Source organism: Rhodococcus sp. 21391, assembly GCF_016772255.1.
Lineage (GTDB): Bacteria > Actinomycetota > Actinomycetes > Mycobacteriales > Mycobacteriaceae > Rhodococcus_F > Rhodococcus_F opacus.
In genome coordinates this window covers 131,932-146,301 of record NZ_CP063781.1, presented here as the reverse complement: position 1 = coordinate 146,301, position 14,370 = coordinate 131,932, and the positions used below count along the sequence as shown (strand labels likewise).

The following is a 14,370-nucleotide window of genomic DNA, read 5'->3' as shown; positions in this document are numbered from 1 at the left end:
AGTAGCTCTCGGTGGGAGTTGTTCGAGGTGTGCGCGCACACGTCAGACGGCCGCGAATCGAGGAACACGCTTCTCCAGGAAGGCGATTCGCGCTTCCTCCGAGTCCGGCGAGGCCGCGCAGACGGCGAACTGCTCCGCCTCGAGGGGCAGGTAGTCTCCCAGGGACAGACTGGTCGCGGCTTGCAGATTGCGCCGCGCCGCTGCGACCGCCGTGGGCGAGTAGGACGCGATCTCGGTAGCGGTGGCCATCACCCTCGCCGAAAGTTCCTCGGGCGGTACCACGTCGTTGACCAGTCCCCAGTCGAGCAGTTCGGTGCCGCGCAGCTTCGGGGAGAGCAGAAGCAACTCTTTGGCCCGGAGCGGACCGACGAGCCGGGTCAGGTGCCACACACCGCCGAGGTCACCGCCGAAGGCGACCTTGACGAACGCGGTGCTCATCACCGCCGTAGTCGAGGCGTACCGGAAATCGCAGTTGAGCGCGAAGGACATTCCGGCTCCGGCGCAGCCACCGCGGATCTCCGCGATGGTCGGCGTGTTCATATCGTGCATGCAGGTCACCAGGCGCGTATAGCGCATGAGCGAGGTGCGGCCCCGCAGGTGGTCTCCCGCCGGGTACGGCGGCGGGTTGGTGTCGGCGTTGTCGCGTCCGACGGAGAAGTGGTCGCCGGTGCTGGTGATGACGACCGCTCGGATGCCTCGGTCGTTCTCCGCCCGTTCGAGGGCCTCGAGTAGCCCGTCGGCCATCTCGATCGTGAAGGAGTTGCGGCGCTCGGGGCGGTTCATCGCGATCGTCGCGACACCGTTTTCTTCTCGATATACGACCGTCTCGGTCATGGTTGTGTCCTCACTACTCAGCGTCTGTGATGTGTGACGGGCCGACGCCCGCCGTCGATGGTGTGGGCTGCGGGGTCGATGCGGCGTCGACGAGTCGTGCTCGCCACGTGCGCGCGGTCCGCGGCATGTTCCAGGCGGCCACGGCGCGGGGCCGGCCGTGCGCATCGAACTGCACGGCGGCGAACGGACCGTCCTCCGGATCACCGTCGACGATCGTGAACTCGATGTCAGTCGAGATGCGTCCGTACACCTGGATCCTGCTGTCGTACTGGTCTGTCCAGAAGTACGGGATCGGGGCGAAGGGCGTCCGGTGGCCGAGCAGCGTCCGGGCCGCGGCCATCCCCTGCTCAGTCGCGTTCATCCGATGTTCGACGCGAATTCGGCCGAACCGGGGATGAATCCACGAGGCGACGTCGCCTGCGCCGACGATGCCGGGTGCGGCTTCGCAGTACTCGTCGCACAGCAGTCCGTCGCCGACCGGCAGACCGCTGTCGCGCAGCCAGTCGACCGCAGGTACCGAGCCGATCGCGACGACGACCACCCGGGCGGGAGTCACCGTGCCGTCGCCGAGGCGCACACCGGTGACCCGTCCGCCGTCTTCCGTGACGCCGACGACTCCCGTGCCGCACCTCAGGTCCACTCCGTGGTCGATGTGCAGCCGGGCGACCCGCGCCGCCATACCGGCGCCCAGTTGGCGCACCATCGGCGCGTCCAGCGGATCGACAATCGTTACAGCACAGCCCAATTCCCGGGCCACTGCCGCAGCCTCGGCGCCGAGGAATCCGGCACCGACGACCACCACGGGCGGGCGCTCCTGCAGTGCCTCCCTCAGGTCCCACGCGTCGTCGACTCCGCGCAGCACATGTACTCCGTCGAGATCGTGGCCGAACGGAAGTCGCCGGGGCCGCACCCCGGTGGCAACGACCAGTCCGTCGAAGGGCACTCGTGTTCCGTCGCCCAACTCGACGGTGCGCGCACCCACATCCAGGCGCTGGGCTCTGGTGCCCAGCAACCAGTCCACGTCGAGGGCGTCGAGCGACTCCTGGGCGCGCAGAGCCACGCGCTCACGTTCCCACTCGCCGCGCAGCACCTGCTTGGACAGGGGCGGTCGGTCGTAGGGGGCGTGCGGCTCGTCGCCGATCACCGTCAGCCGCCCCTCGAAGCCGTCCCGGCGCAGTGTTTCGGCGGCGGTCAATCCCGCCGCCGATGCGCCGACGACGACGACATCTCGGAGTGTCATCGCATATTCCTTCGGTTCGGTTCGCTCACGACGTTCGGCTCTCTCGTCTACAGGCCGAGGTCTTTGGCGATGATGGTCTTCATCACCTCGCTGGATCCGCCGTAGATGCGGTTGACGCGCACGTCGGTGTAGAGCCGGGCGATGGGGTATTCGCGCATGTATCCGTACCCCCCGTGCAGCTGCAGGCACTTGTCGACGACGCGGCCGGCGGTCTCGGTCGTGAACAACTTGATTCGTGCCGCATCGGCCGGGGACAACGCGCCTTCGTGTTCGAGTTCGATCCCCCGGTCCACCAGCGCCTGCGCGGCCTCGACCTCGGTATCGCATTCGGCCAGAACGAATTTGGTATTCTGGAACGAAGCCACAGGCCGTCCGAAGACGTTGCGCTCGGTGACGTACGCCTTGGCCAGTTCGACAGCCGCGGCAGCGCGGGCGACGGCGTCCACGCCGACCATGAGACGTTCGCGCGGCAGGTTCTGACCCAGGTAGGAGAAGGCCTTGCCTTCCTCACCGAGCAGGTTCTCGACGGGTACCCGGATGTCGGTGAAAGCCAACTCGTTGGTGTCGCTCGCCTTGAGGCCGATCTTTTCGAGGTTGCGGCCGTACTCGAAGCCCTCGCTGTCGGTGGGCACGATCAGCAGGCTCAGTCCGGCTCGCCGGTCCTGTTCGGTCGGGGACGAGGTGCGAGCCACCACGACGCACAGCTCGGAGTTGCGGGCACCGGAGATGAAGGTCTTGGCGCCGTTGAGGACGTAATGGGTGCCGTCCTCGGACAGCCGCGCGGAGGTCCGGATGCCGGCCAGATCCGAGCCGGTGCCCGGTTCGGTCATCGCGATGCACAGAACCAGATCGCCTGCCGCGATACCCGGCAACCAGCGCTTCTTCTGTTCCTCGGTAGCCAGCGCCAGCAGGTAGGGCAGCACCATTCCGGTGCTGAGACCGTAGTGGCCGAGCATGATGCCGGCGCGGGCGCTCTCCTCGGAGATGATCGCCTGGAATTTGTAGCTCGTGTCCCCCGGGCCGTCGTACTCCTCGGGAATGCCGAAGCCGGTGACTCCGATCTCACCGAGCTTGTGGAACAGTTCGCGGGGTGGTTGGCCGGCCGTTTCCCAGTCCGGGTAGTGCGGGAGGACCTCCTTGCCGATGAAGTCCCGGATCATCGTCCGGAATTCTTCGTGGTCCGCGTCGTAGACGGTGCGTTTCATGTCAGCTGCTCACTTCTGGGAAGTCGTGGCGGCGGCCGCGGCGGTGTCGTTCTCTGCGAACGCCGCGCGGAGCTCGCGCTTGAGGATTTTGCCGGTGCCGGACACCGGCAGTGCGCCGACGAAGTCGACGGTGCGCGGGGCCTTGTAACCGGCGATGAGGGTCTTGGCGTGGGCACGTAGTTCTTCGGCGGTGACCGAGTGGCCGGGGCGTGGCACGACCACGGCGTGCACCCGTTCGCCCCAATCCGGGTCGGGGACACCGATCACGGCGCACGAGGCCACCGCGGGGTGGGCGGCCAGGGCGTTCTCCACCTCCGCGGAGTACACGTTTTCTCCGCCGGTGATGATCATGTCCTTGAGCCGGTCGACGATGTAGAGGTAGCCGGCGTCGTCGAGGTATCCCCCGTCCCCGGTGTGCATCCAGCCGTCCCTGAGTGCGGTCGCGGTGTCCTCCGGTTTTCCCCAATAGCCGGCCATCACGTGATCACCCCGGGTCACCACCTCGCCGACCTGCCCGGGTGGCAGAGGGTGACCGTCCGGTGCGATCACCGCGATCTCCACGATCGGGGTGGCTCGGCCCGTCGATCGCAATCTGGCTCCGCCTGCCCGGTGCTCCGCGCCGCCCAGCACGGTGAGCACACCGGTCTCGGTCATTCCGTAGACGTGGATGAAGTTGACCGACGGGAAGTGTTCCAGCGCCCGGTCGAGCAGACTCTGCGGGGTACCCGAGGCGCCGTAGCCGATGAACTCGAGACTGCTGACGTCGTAGGTGCCGAAATCCGGGTGCTCACAGATCCTTTGGATCATGGCCGGTACGAGCGCGCACCCGGTGACGCGGTGTTCGTCGATCGCGCTCAGCACACCCTCGGGTGTGAAGGTGGGCAGAAACACCAGCGTCCCGCCGAGCAGGGTCTGCCCGTACCAGCTCAACAGCGCACCGATGTGGAACAGCGGCGCCGTCAGCATCGTGACCCCGCCCGGACGGACCGAGGAACCGGCGAGGTGATAGCTCAGCAGCGAGGTCATGAACGAACGGTGGGTGACCATCACGCCCTTGGGCTTGCCGGTGGTGCCGCCGGTATAGAGCAGCATCGCCACATCGTCACCGCTCCGACGGATTTCGGGCACCGGAGCGGTGTCGGCAACCAGCTCCTCGTAGGCCAGCATGCCTTCCGGCGTCGGCCCTGCGCCGCAGTAGATCAGGGTCCGCAGGCCGGGGGCTCGCTCACGCAGCTCGGGCCCGAATCCGGCGAACGCATCGTCGACGAGCAGCACCTCGGTGCCCGAGTCGGTCAGTGCGTACGCGATCTCGGCCGGCGACCAACGGGTGTTGATGGGGTTCGCCACCGCCCCGGCCCACCAACTGGCGAAGAACACCTCGTGGTGGTGTTCGGAGTTGAGCGCCACGATCCCGACGCGGTCGCCGACTCCGACTCCGGCCCGCTGCAGCGCCCCGGCCAGGCGGGCGACCCGGTCTGCCACCTCGCGGGTGGGGCGGGATCGGTCGCCGTCGACAGTCATGGTCTGATCGGGCCGCTGTGCGAGGGCGCGGTGTAAGGCGTGGGTCAGAAACACGGCAACTCCCGATGTTCCGTGCGGCGGAGCCGCCGGGGCAGGTGAATGGTTGCCGAGGTGCAGGAATCCGCGGTGCTCATGTGCCCACACCCTCGAGCTGGATCAGGCTGGGCCGGGTGACCTCGGCCGACTTGGGGAAGGAGTCAGCGCCCATCAGCTCGGCCAGGTCGCCGACCGACCACCCACGGTCGGTGTCGAGGGCGTGGGCCAGGGAGTAGCCCGCGTAGAGCCCGACATGGCCGCCGGTGACCGAGAAGACCTGACCGGTGAACGGGCACCGTGCAGTGGCCAGGTAACCCACCAGCGCCGAGACGTTGCTCGGGTGGAACCGGTCGAACGCGGTGTCGTCGTCCGGTGCCGCGACCGCCGCGGCCAGAGTCGGCGCGGTCGCGACCATCGGGGTGCGGGCCGCCGGCGAGATCGCATTGGCGCGAACCCCGAATCGGCCCAATTCCTCTGCCCCGACGACGGCCTGAATCGCCAGACCGGCCTTCGCTGCGGCGTAATTCCATTGGCCTACGTTGCCGTGCAGCCCGGCGGCGGACGTCGTGTTGACGATCGAGCGGTCTTCGACGGCGCCCGCCTTCGCCTGGTCCCTCCAGTACCGTGCCGCCGCCCGGGTGAGCCCGAACGCGCCTTTGAGGTGTACGTCGAGTACCAGGTCGAACTGCTCATCGGTCATGTTCCACAGCATTGCGTCACGAACGACACCGGCGTTGTTCACAATGACGTGAAGGTCGCCGAAGGACTCGATGGCAGCAGCGACGAGCTGCTCTGCCGTGGCGGAATCGGCGATCGACCCTTCGACCGCGATCGCTTCCCCGCCGGCGGAGCGGATCTGCTCGACCACGGACCGAGTGCCGTCGAGGTCGTTCACGACCACCTTGGCACCTTCGGCGCCGAGCAGCAATGCGTGCGCGCGGCCGAGGCCGCCACCGGCCCCGGTGACGACGGCCACGCGATTATGCAGCTGTCCCATGAATTCTTCCTTTCTGCACAGATTCAACCCGTCGGGGGTTGCCCGTCGGGGTCGTTCACTAGGTTTTCGGCTCGGCCGGGCCCGCGGATCTCCGCGGACGAATCGCCGCTTCCTGGGTGACGGAGGCGACCAATGTGCCTTCCCGGCTCCAGAACTCGCCGAGGTTGAAGCCCCGCCCATCGACCCTCGAGGTGCTGCGCTGAGCGAACAGCAACCAGTCGTCGGTTCGAAAGGGTCGGTGAAACCACACCGCATGGTCGAGGGAGGCCAGGGTCACCTTCGACGGCTCCGCCCGCAGCGGGTAGAGCAATTCGAGATTCAGGCCCGAGGTCTGCGGCAAAGTGATGTCGGAGCAATAGGTCAGAGCGCACGCGTGCAGCAACGGGTCGTCGGGCAACGGGTCCTTCGTGCGGAACCACACCGCCTGCCGGAGCTGACCGTCCTCCTCGGCCCACGTGGCACCGTTCGGTGACAACGGGGCGACGCGCATGGACGTCACATGGGCGTACTTCGACTCGAGAAAACTCTCGGGCTTGAGTTCGGCCCAGCATTCGAAGGCGTCGGTCAGATCGTCCGGCGGAGGGACGTCCGGCATCGTCGTCTGCCGCTCGGCCCCCTCCTCGGGGCTCTTGAATGACGTGGTCAGGGTAAAGATGGGCCGGCCGTCCTGGGTTGCATCCACTCGGCGGGCCGAGAAACTACGCCCGTCACGCAGGCGTTCGACGGTGTAGTAGACGGGCCTGTGGATATCCCCACCCCGGAGAAAGTACCCGTGCAGTGAATGCACCTTGCGCTCCGGATCGACAGTGTGCCCGGCAGCGGCGAGCGCCTGAGCGACCACCTGCCCTCCCATCGCCCGCATCGGCGAGCCGCCGTGACACCATCCCCGGAACAGGTTCAGGTCCAGGCGTTCGACGCGCAGAAAGTCCACGAGTCCCGTTCCCCACCGAACCTCGGGTGGGCCGGCACCGATGCTCTGGTCGACCTCCACCGGCGTCGTAGCCGTGGTCACGTCTCGGCCCGCTCGGCGAGTTCGATGGCCACCGCCGGGCACAGGCGAGCGGCCTCGCGGATCCCGTCGTGCAACTCGACCGGCGGATCCTCGACCAGCAGAACGGCGACGCCGTCCTCGTCACGCTGGTCGAATACGTCGGGGGCCGCGAGCACGCACTGCCCGCCACCGACGCACTTGTCCTCGATGATGTGAATTTTCATGTGCTGTGGCCCTTTCCGGTCACCAGGTCACCATCAGGCGGTGCACCCCGTAGATGGACATGTCATGTTTGAAGGCGACCTCGTCGAGCGGCTCGGCAAGCGCCAGGGTGGGGATCCGGCGGAACAGCGTGCCGAACACGACCTGCAGTTCCACGCGCGCCAGCTGTTGCCCCAGGCACTGGTGGACACCGAAGCCGAAGGCGAGGTGGTGGCGTGCCTGACGGGTGATGTCCAGGGCGTCCGGACCCTCCGCGGTGTCACCGGGGAAGGCCGACGTGTCGCGGTTGCCGGAATCGAGAGACAGGATGACACCTTCACCCTGCCGGATGATGGTCCCGGCGATCTCCATGTCCTGCGTGGCCACTCTGCGCAGGCCGCTGTGAACGATGGTCAGGTAGCGAAGCAATTCTTCGACGGCACCCGCCAGCAATGCCGGGTCTTCGCTCGTGCGAAGCAATTCCACCTGATCCGGCCTGCCGAGCAGTGCGGCCGTCCCGAGGGCGATCATGTTGGCCGAGGTCTCGTGGCCGGCGGTGAGCAACAGCAGGCCCATCCGCGCAACCTCTTCGCGTGTCATCAGGCCCGGGTTCAGTTGTTCCACCGCGAGACGGCTGAGCACGTCGTCGCCCGGGTCCGCGCTTTTCGCATCGATCAGACCGGCGATGAAGCCGATCAGTTCCTCCGCTGCCGCGGTGGTCTGCTCGGGCGACGACGTCTTGGCGACGAAAACCTTGCTCAATCGCTGGAACAGATCGTGATCGGTGTACGGCACCCCGAGCAGCTCGCAGATCATCAGCGACGGCACCGGGAGCGCGAATGCCTCCACCAGATCGACCGGCTTCGGACCTGCGAGCAGTTCGTCGATGAGGCTGTCGACGATCTGCTGGATGCGGTCCCGCAGTGCCTGCATCCGCTTCGCGGTGAAGTCGCGGGCGAGTATCCGCCGGGGATCGTCGTGCTCGGGACCGTCCATCTGAAAGAACGTCTTCGCGCGTGCCCGGCGCGCCTTGATGGCGGCCGAGGAGTGGGGGTAGCCCGGATTGTCGGTGTCGGCGCTGATCGTGGGGTGGCTGAGCACGGCGCGGATGTCTTCGTGTCGGGTCACGAGCCACGGCTCACTACCGTCCCAGATCCGCACCCGCCTGAGCGCCCCCTCTCGGCGCCACTCTGCGAGCGGTGCGGGCGGGTCGAAGGGGCACCGGGCGACATCGCGCTGCATCGGAAATACCGGGGCTTCGGTGGTGTCGAGCATGGGAACTCTCCTGTCACGGGCGAGCTCACTCGCCATCGGTTTCTGCTCAAACCATACTTCACTTATTCCGTTCGATGTCAAGGGCAGGATCTTCGATCGGAGTCCATATTCTGAGTTCAATCCGGTCGCTACGCCTGGACTGGTGCCCTTCAACGGTTTCTCAATTCTGCCTAACGACCTGTCACATATTGACGAGTGCCGCGTCGCGCGCAAGCGTTGACGCAGGTCGGTGTCGAAATTCGCACCCACCCCTTGACAGGCTCACCACCGATCCTCGAAAGTGAATCACCGTTAGAGCGATAGGGAGACAAAATGACTCGAAGAGTACTGGTGGCCGGCGTAGGCATGGCACCGTTCAGTAAACCCAGCGCCGGAGAGAACTACGACGTCCAAGGTCCGAGGGCGGTGACCTCCGCCCTCGCGGACGCGGGGCTGAGCTACGACCGGGTGCAGCAGGTCTACGCCGGGTATGTTTATGGTGATTCGACCAGTGGTCAGCGGGTCGTGTATCAGCTCGGCAAGACCGGGGTACCGGTGCTGAACGTCAACAACAACTGCGCTTCGGGATCCTCCGCGTTGTGGCTGGCCCGTCAGGCGGTCGAATCCGGCGCCGTCGACTGCGCGCTCGCCGTCGGCTTCGAGCAGATGCCACCCGGTGCGCTGAGCGCGAAGTGGACCGACCGACCTGCGCCACTGAGCGACTTCGTGGCGGCACTGCGCGACATCTACGACATCGATCCCGCCGTCCCGATGACTCCGCAATATTTCGCGGCGGCCGGCCTCGAGTACCTCGACAAGTACGGCGGAAGCCCGGAGACCTTCGCCGCGGTGGCCGTCAAAGCCCGCAGCCACGCCGCGAACAATCCCTACGCCGTGTTCCGCGATCCGATCACGCTCGAACAGGTGCTCGGCTCCCCGCAGATCGCCGGCCCGCTGACCCGGCTGCAATGCTGCCCACCCACCTGCGGCGCCGCCGCGGCAGTGGTCTGCTCGGACGAGTTCGCCCGCGCGAACGGACTGACCCCGAGGGTCGCCATCGCCGCGCAGACTCTGCAGTCGGACAGCGGCGACCTCTTCGCCGAGAAGAGTGCGATGTCGCTGGTCGGCACGGACGTGACCCGCAATGCCGCCCGGGACGTGTACCAGCAGGCAGGTGTCGACCCCGCCGACATCGCGGTCGTCGAGTTGCACGACTGCTTCACCGTCAACGAGGTGCTCTCCTACGAGGCGCTCGGCCTGTGCGACGAGGGCGGGGCCGAGAAGTTCATCCTCGACGGCGACAACACGTACGGCGGAAGGGTGGTCACCAACCCCTCCGGCGGTCTGCTGTCCAAGGGACATCCGCTGGGGGCCACCGGTCTCGCACAGACCGCCGAGATCACCTGGCAACTGCGCGGCGAGGCAGGCGATCGACAGGTCGAGAACGCCACCCTGGGCCTCCAGCACAACCTCGGCCTCGGCACCGCCGGAGTGATCACCCTGTTCGAAAGGTTGTCCTGAACCATGCCCATCGACCCGACCATCGTCGGCACCCGTACCCCCGAATTCCAGACCACCGCCGAGCGCAACCGGTTGCGCTTCTTCGCGCAGGCGACCGGACAGCCCGATCCGGCGTACACCGACCTCGACGCCGCGAGACTCGCGGGGTACCCCGATCTCCCGATCCCGGCGACGTTTCTGTTCTGCCTCGAGATGGACAACCCCGACCGGCATCGATTCCTCGCCGACCTCGGAGTCGACATGCGCGCAATCCTGCACGGAGGACAGCGATTCCAGTATCACGCCCAGGCCTACGCCGGTGACACGCTGACCTTCTGGACCGAGGTCACCGACGTCTACGACAAGAAGGGCGGCGCCCTCGACTTCATCGTCCGCGACACTCACGTCAGCCGTGACGGAGCCCCCATCGCGACACTGACCAGCACCATCGTCGTCCGCGACCCGAAGGCTGCCGCATGAACACCGCATACCTGACCGCGGGAGATTCCTTTTCCCTCGACTGCCCCACGATCACCCGCACGACCCTCGCCCTGTACGCCGGCGCCTCCGGAGACCACAACCCGGTCCACATCGACATCGACGCCTGCCGGGCCGTCGGAATCGAGGACGTCTTCGCCCACGGAATGCTGTCGATGGCCTACCTGGGCCGTTTGCTGACCGCGACCTTCCCGCTGGATCGCCTCCGCTGCTTCGACGTTCGGTTCACCGCGATCACACCGGTCAACACCACACCGACCTGCACGGGCACCGTCGCCAAGGTCGAGGACGGCCTCGCCCACCTCGATCTCACTGTCGCTCTCCCCGACGGAACCGTCACCCTCTCGGGCACCGCCGTCGTCACCACCCACTGATTCCGCCGAACACAAGGACCCCCATCATGAAAACCCTGGACGGCAACGTCGCACTCATCTCCGGCTCCGGGCGCGGCATCGGGCGCGAAGTCGCGCTCAAACTGGCCGCCGAAGGCGCCAGCGTCGTCGTCAACGACGTCGACAAGGCGCCGGCGGACGAGACCGTCGCCGACATCGTGTCCGCAGGCGGAAAGGCGGTGGCCTGCGTCGGTTCGGTCACCGACCTCGACTTCGCCGACCGCTTCGTCGCAACCGCCACCGACACCTTCGGCGGCCTGGACATCATCGTCAACAACGCCGGCTACATCATGGACAACGTCATCCAGAAGATGACCGACGAACAATGGCAGAACGTGCTGGACGTGCACCTGCAGGCGCCGTTCCGAATTCTGCGCGCCGCTCAGCCGTACATCAAGGCCAATCCGACCGATCACCACCGCAAGGTCGTCAACGTCTCCTCGGTCTCCGGTGTCTTCGGAAACCCCGGGCAGGCCAACTACGCTGCCGCCAAGGCCGGGGTCATCGGGCTCACCAAGACCCTCGCCAAGGAGTGGGGCCGTTACCGGGTCAACGTCAACGCTGTCGCCTTCGGGTTCATCCTCACCCGAATGACCGAGGCCGTCGCCTCGGACGACGCATACGTCGAGATCGAAGGCCGCAAGATCAAGGTCGGGGTCAGTCAGGCCGTCATGGATTCGGTCAAGCGCACCAACCCCCTCGGCAGGCCGGGCACACCCGCCGAGGCCGCCGGCGCTGTCTACGCACTCTGCCTGCAGGAAACGAATTATGTTTCCGGGCAATGTCTTACCGTCGACGCCGGCTCCCGCTGATCCCGTGCCGACCGCAATCCCGAAACCCTCATCGGCCCGCCGGGCCCTCACTCCCTCGGAGGCAACCATGCGTGATGCCGTCATCGTCGATGCGGTACGCACCGCCGTCGGCAAAAGGAACGGATCACTGGCGACGCTTCACTCCGCCACCCTGTCCGCCCATGTTCTCACCGCCCTCGCCGAACGCAACCATCTGGACCCCGCCGTCGTCGACGATGTCGTCTGGGGCTGCGCCATCGGCGTCGGCATGCAGAGCGGCTGCATCGGCCGCGCCGCCGTCCTCGCCGCCGGTTGGCCCGAATCGGTTCCCGGCCTGACCATCGACCGTCAGTGCGGATCCTCCCAGCAGGCGGTACACCAGGCCGCGGCCGGTGTCATCGCCGGCCAGTACGACGTCGCCGTGGCCGGTGGCGTCGAGATCATGAGCGCAGTGCCGGCAAGCGCCACTCTCGCCGACGGGCAGTACGGTCAGCCTTTCGGTCCCGACGTGTGGAAGCGCTACGACGACAGACGATTCCATCAGGGCGTGGGCGCGCAAATGATCGCCGACAAATATGGAATCTCCCGCACCGAGATGGACCAGCACGCCCTCGACTCGCACGCCAACGCCGCCCGGGCGATCGACGAGGGACGCTTCAAGGACCAGATCGCACCCATCACGGTGACCGGCGACGACGGCACCGAACGCACCTTCGACACCGACGAGGGCGTGCGGCGCGGTTCCACCCTCGAAAAACTCGGCGGACTCGCACCTGCCTTCGGGGAGGGTGGCACCCTCACCGCGGGCAACGCCTCGCAGATCTCCGACGGTGCCGGCGCATTGCTGATCACCACCAGCGAGTACGCCCGGGCCCAGGGGTGGACGCCGCTCGCCCGTATCCACACCGCGGTCGTCGCCGGCACCGACCCCGTCACCATGCTGGAGGGTCCGATTCCCGCCACTGCCAAGGTATTGGAGAAGAGCGGGCTGACACTCGACGACATCGGAGTGTTCGAGATCAACGAGGCCTTCGCCTCGGTCACTCTCGCCTGGCTGCGTGCGACCGGCGCGGACTACACCAAGATGAACCCGAACGGTGGAGCGATGGCCATCGGACACCCCGTCGGCGGATCCGGCGCCCGGATCATGACCACACTGGTCCACCACATGCGTGAACAGGGCGTTCGTTACGGCCTGCAGTCGATGTGTGAGGGCGGTGGCATGGCCAACGCCACCATCCTGGAGCTGCTGTCATGACCGCGGCACGGACCGCTCTGGTCACGGGAGCAGCACGCGGCATCGGCCGCCGGATCGCCGTGAGCCTCGCCAAGGACGGATACGCCGTCGCGGTCGTCGACACCGATTTCGACGGGTACCGCGAGTTCGCAGCCGACGACGAAAACACCAGCGTCGTCGACGAACTCGAAAGTCACGGTGTCCCGGTCATCGCCGTCGAAGCCAGCACCGCCGACGTCGACGCGATGAACGAACTCGGAGCACGCATCCTCGATGAATGGTCGGCGCTCGGCGCACTGGTCTGCAACGCCGGCGGCGGATCCGGTGCGTTCGACGGCAACCGGGCCTCCGCGATCGACCTCGCCGACCTCGACGACGTCCTGCGCCGAAACCTGCACGGGACCATCATCACCGTCGGCGCCGCGCTGCCCGCGCTCCGCCGGGCCACCGATCCCTCGATCGTCACCATGGGGTCGATCACCGGTGTCGAAGCGAAGCCCACCGGAACCTATGCCCATTACGGCATCACGAAGGCCGCGGTGATGCACTACACCCGCTATCTCGCGAACGACCTGGCGCCGGAGGGGATACGCGTCAACTGCGTCGCGCCCGGACTGATCGCGACCGGCCGAGCCCAGCACCGCCTGCGTGAGCGGGCCGACTCCGGCGCGGACATCCTCTCGCGGATCGGGTCCCCGGACGACGTCGCGGAGGCGGTCCGTTTCCTCGTGTCACCCGCCTCCGCGTACATGTCCGGGCAGATTCTGCCGCTGTGGCGCCCTACGGGCGCAGACCCGCGATGATCCGACTCACACCTACGAACTCGAGGAACACCACCATGGGCACCACCGCACCCTACGACTACGCCAATCTGGAGATCGACCAGCGTGACGGAGTCCTCACCGTCCGGTTCGACCGGCCGGACGACTACAACGCCATCAACCACGACCTGCACACCGAAATCATTCGGCTGTGGGGGCAGATCCGTCGCGACGCGGACGTGCGTGCCGTCGTTCTGACCGGCAACGGACGGGCGTTCTCGGCGGGCGGAAACCTGAAGGGGCCGCGCAGGACTGCCGGACCCGAGCTCGACGCGTTCTTCCTCGACGCCCGCTCCATCATCATCGAACTCCTCGAACTCCCCCAGCCGATCATCGCCGCCGTGAATGGGCCGGCCATGGGACTGGGCGCGACCCTCGCCCTGTTGTGCGACGTGGTGTACGCGTCCACCGACGCCGTGATCGCCGACCCGCACGTGACCGTCGGCGTCGTCGCCGGCGACGGCGGAGTGGTGGCCTGGCCGTGGCTGACCGGAATGTCGCGCGCCAAGGAATACCTGCTCACCGGCGACAAGGTCGGCGCAGTGGAGGCCGAGCGCATCGGCCTGGTGAACCGGGTCGTCGAACCGGATGCGCTCCTCGACGAGGCCCACGCCCTCGCCCACCGGCTGGCGGAGAGCCCGGTCCGTGCGATCCAGGGCACCAAGGCGGCGCTGAACAGGATCCTTCGCGACACCGCGAGCCTCGTCCTCGACGCCGCACTCCTCAGCGAGAAGGAGTGCTTCGCCTCCGGCGACCATGCCCGCGCCGTGGAAACGTTTCTCGCCCAGAGGGAACTCGCGAAGTCGGCGGCTCGTGCACACGCCTGACGATGTCACCCGAAGTCACCGAAGA

General features: G+C 67.0%; 15 protein-coding genes. 7 read left to right on the top strand and 8 right to left on the bottom strand.

Annotated features, from left to right (window positions below):
- Positions 1-42 precede the first annotated feature (42 nt).
- From GO592_RS00670 to GO592_RS00635, 8 genes are all read right to left on the bottom strand, one after another.
- Positions 43-834 (bottom strand): enoyl-CoA hydratase/isomerase family protein, encoded by a 792-nt coding sequence (locus GO592_RS00670; RefSeq protein ID WP_007301693.1) that lies wholly within the window; start codon positions 832-834, stop codon positions 43-45.
- A gap of 13 nt (positions 835-847) precedes the next feature.
- Positions 848-2,074: an NAD(P)/FAD-dependent oxidoreductase gene (locus GO592_RS00665; protein WP_007301694.1), complete on the bottom strand. Its 1,227-nt coding sequence runs from the start codon at positions 2,072-2,074 to the stop codon at positions 848-850.
- Positions 2,075-2,121: 47 nt separating this feature from the next.
- Positions 2,122-3,279, bottom strand: coding sequence for an acyl-CoA dehydrogenase family protein (locus tag GO592_RS00660; RefSeq protein WP_007301695.1), 1,158 nt, complete (start codon positions 3,277-3,279; stop codon positions 2,122-2,124).
- Positions 3,280-3,288: 9 nt separating this feature from the next.
- On the bottom strand, positions 3,289-4,854 hold the full coding sequence (locus tag GO592_RS00655; RefSeq protein ID WP_007301696.1) for an acyl-CoA synthetase: 1,566 nt from the start codon (positions 4,852-4,854) through the stop codon (positions 3,289-3,291).
- A gap of 76 nt (positions 4,855-4,930) precedes the next feature.
- Positions 4,931-5,833, bottom strand: coding sequence for an SDR family NAD(P)-dependent oxidoreductase (locus tag GO592_RS00650; protein ID WP_007301697.1), 903 nt, complete (start codon positions 5,831-5,833; stop codon positions 4,931-4,933).
- A 58-nt stretch (positions 5,834-5,891) separates the two neighbouring features.
- Entirely contained in the window at positions 5,892-6,845 is a 954-nt protein-coding gene (locus tag GO592_RS00645) for an acyl-CoA thioesterase (RefSeq protein ID WP_007301698.1), read from the bottom strand.
- On the bottom strand, positions 6,842-7,048 hold the full coding sequence (locus tag GO592_RS00640) for a ferredoxin (RefSeq protein WP_007301699.1): 207 nt from the start codon (positions 7,046-7,048) through the stop codon (positions 6,842-6,844). Before GO592_RS00640 ends, GO592_RS00645 begins: the two co-directional genes overlap by 4 nt.
- Before the next feature lie 19 nt (positions 7,049-7,067).
- Positions 7,068-8,300 carry a cytochrome P450 gene (locus GO592_RS00635; RefSeq protein WP_007301700.1) on the bottom strand — a complete coding sequence of 411 codons (1,233 nt, stop codon included), beginning with the start codon at positions 8,298-8,300 and terminating at the stop codon, positions 7,068-7,070.
- Positions 8,301-8,612: 312 nt separating this feature from the next.
- Between GO592_RS00635 and GO592_RS00630 the strand changes: the two genes are divergently transcribed.
- The 7 genes from GO592_RS00630 (at position 8,613) to GO592_RS00600 (ending at position 14,345) form a co-directional block, all read left to right on the top strand.
- Complete coding sequence (locus GO592_RS00630; protein WP_007301701.1) at positions 8,613-9,800, top strand: lipid-transfer protein; 1,188 nt, start codon at positions 8,613-8,615, stop codon at positions 9,798-9,800.
- A gap of 3 nt (positions 9,801-9,803) precedes the next feature.
- Positions 9,804-10,259: a MaoC family dehydratase N-terminal domain-containing protein gene (locus GO592_RS00625; RefSeq protein ID WP_007301702.1), complete on the top strand. Its 456-nt coding sequence runs from the start codon at positions 9,804-9,806 to the stop codon at positions 10,257-10,259.
- Positions 10,256-10,651 carry a MaoC/PaaZ C-terminal domain-containing protein gene (locus GO592_RS00620; protein WP_007301703.1) on the top strand — a complete coding sequence of 132 codons (396 nt, stop codon included), beginning with the start codon at positions 10,256-10,258 and terminating at the stop codon, positions 10,649-10,651. Before GO592_RS00625 ends, GO592_RS00620 begins: the two co-directional genes overlap by 4 nt.
- Before the next feature lie 26 nt (positions 10,652-10,677).
- Complete coding sequence (locus tag GO592_RS00615; RefSeq protein WP_007301704.1) at positions 10,678-11,481, top strand: SDR family NAD(P)-dependent oxidoreductase; 804 nt, start codon at positions 10,678-10,680, stop codon at positions 11,479-11,481.
- A 67-nt stretch (positions 11,482-11,548) separates the two neighbouring features.
- Positions 11,549-12,718, top strand: coding sequence for a thiolase family protein (locus tag GO592_RS00610; protein WP_007301705.1), 1,170 nt, complete (start codon positions 11,549-11,551; stop codon positions 12,716-12,718).
- The gene (locus GO592_RS00605; RefSeq protein ID WP_007301706.1) at positions 12,715-13,500 is read left to right on the top strand and encodes an SDR family NAD(P)-dependent oxidoreductase; all 786 of its coding nucleotides are present in this window, start codon (positions 12,715-12,717) and stop codon (positions 13,498-13,500) included. The genes GO592_RS00610 and GO592_RS00605 overlap by 4 nt, the downstream gene beginning before the upstream one ends.
- A 35-nt stretch (positions 13,501-13,535) precedes the next feature.
- Positions 13,536-14,345, top strand: a complete 810-nt coding sequence (locus GO592_RS00600; protein WP_007301707.1) for an enoyl-CoA hydratase/isomerase family protein — start codon at positions 13,536-13,538, stop codon at positions 14,343-14,345.
- The last annotated feature ends 25 nt before the right edge of the window (positions 14,346-14,370 follow it).

Excerpts from the sequence above, each read along its gene's own strand:
- GO592_RS00670 (WP_007301693.1), bottom strand. The coding sequence starts at position 834 with ATGACCGAGACGGTCGTATATCGAGAAGAAAACGGTGTCGCGACGATC.
- GO592_RS00665 (WP_007301694.1), bottom strand. The coding sequence starts at position 2,074 with ATGACACTCCGAGATGTCGTCGTCGTCGGCGCATCGGCGGCGGGATTG.
- GO592_RS00660 (WP_007301695.1), bottom strand. The coding sequence starts at position 3,279 with ATGAAACGCACCGTCTACGACGCGGACCACGAAGAATTCCGGACGATG.
- GO592_RS00650 (WP_007301697.1), bottom strand. The coding sequence starts at position 5,833 with ATGGGACAGCTGCATAATCGCGTGGCCGTCGTCACCGGGGCCGGTGGC.
- GO592_RS00640 (WP_007301699.1), bottom strand. The coding sequence starts at position 7,048 with ATGAAAATTCACATCATCGAGGACAAGTGCGTCGGTGGCGGGCAGTGC.
- GO592_RS00635 (WP_007301700.1), bottom strand. The coding sequence starts at position 8,300 with ATGCTCGACACCACCGAAGCCCCGGTATTTCCGATGCAGCGCGATGTC.
- GO592_RS00630 (WP_007301701.1), top strand. The coding sequence starts at position 8,613 with ATGACTCGAAGAGTACTGGTGGCCGGCGTAGGCATGGCACCGTTCAGT.
- GO592_RS00625 (WP_007301702.1), top strand. The coding sequence starts at position 9,804 with ATGCCCATCGACCCGACCATCGTCGGCACCCGTACCCCCGAATTCCAG.
- GO592_RS00620 (WP_007301703.1), top strand. The coding sequence starts at position 10,256 with ATGAACACCGCATACCTGACCGCGGGAGATTCCTTTTCCCTCGACTGC.
- GO592_RS00615 (WP_007301704.1), top strand. The coding sequence starts at position 10,678 with ATGAAAACCCTGGACGGCAACGTCGCACTCATCTCCGGCTCCGGGCGC.
- GO592_RS00610 (WP_007301705.1), top strand. The coding sequence starts at position 11,549 with ATGCGTGATGCCGTCATCGTCGATGCGGTACGCACCGCCGTCGGCAAA.
- GO592_RS00605 (WP_007301706.1), top strand. The coding sequence starts at position 12,715 with ATGACCGCGGCACGGACCGCTCTGGTCACGGGAGCAGCACGCGGCATC.
- GO592_RS00600 (WP_007301707.1), top strand. The coding sequence starts at position 13,536 with ATGGGCACCACCGCACCCTACGACTACGCCAATCTGGAGATCGACCAG.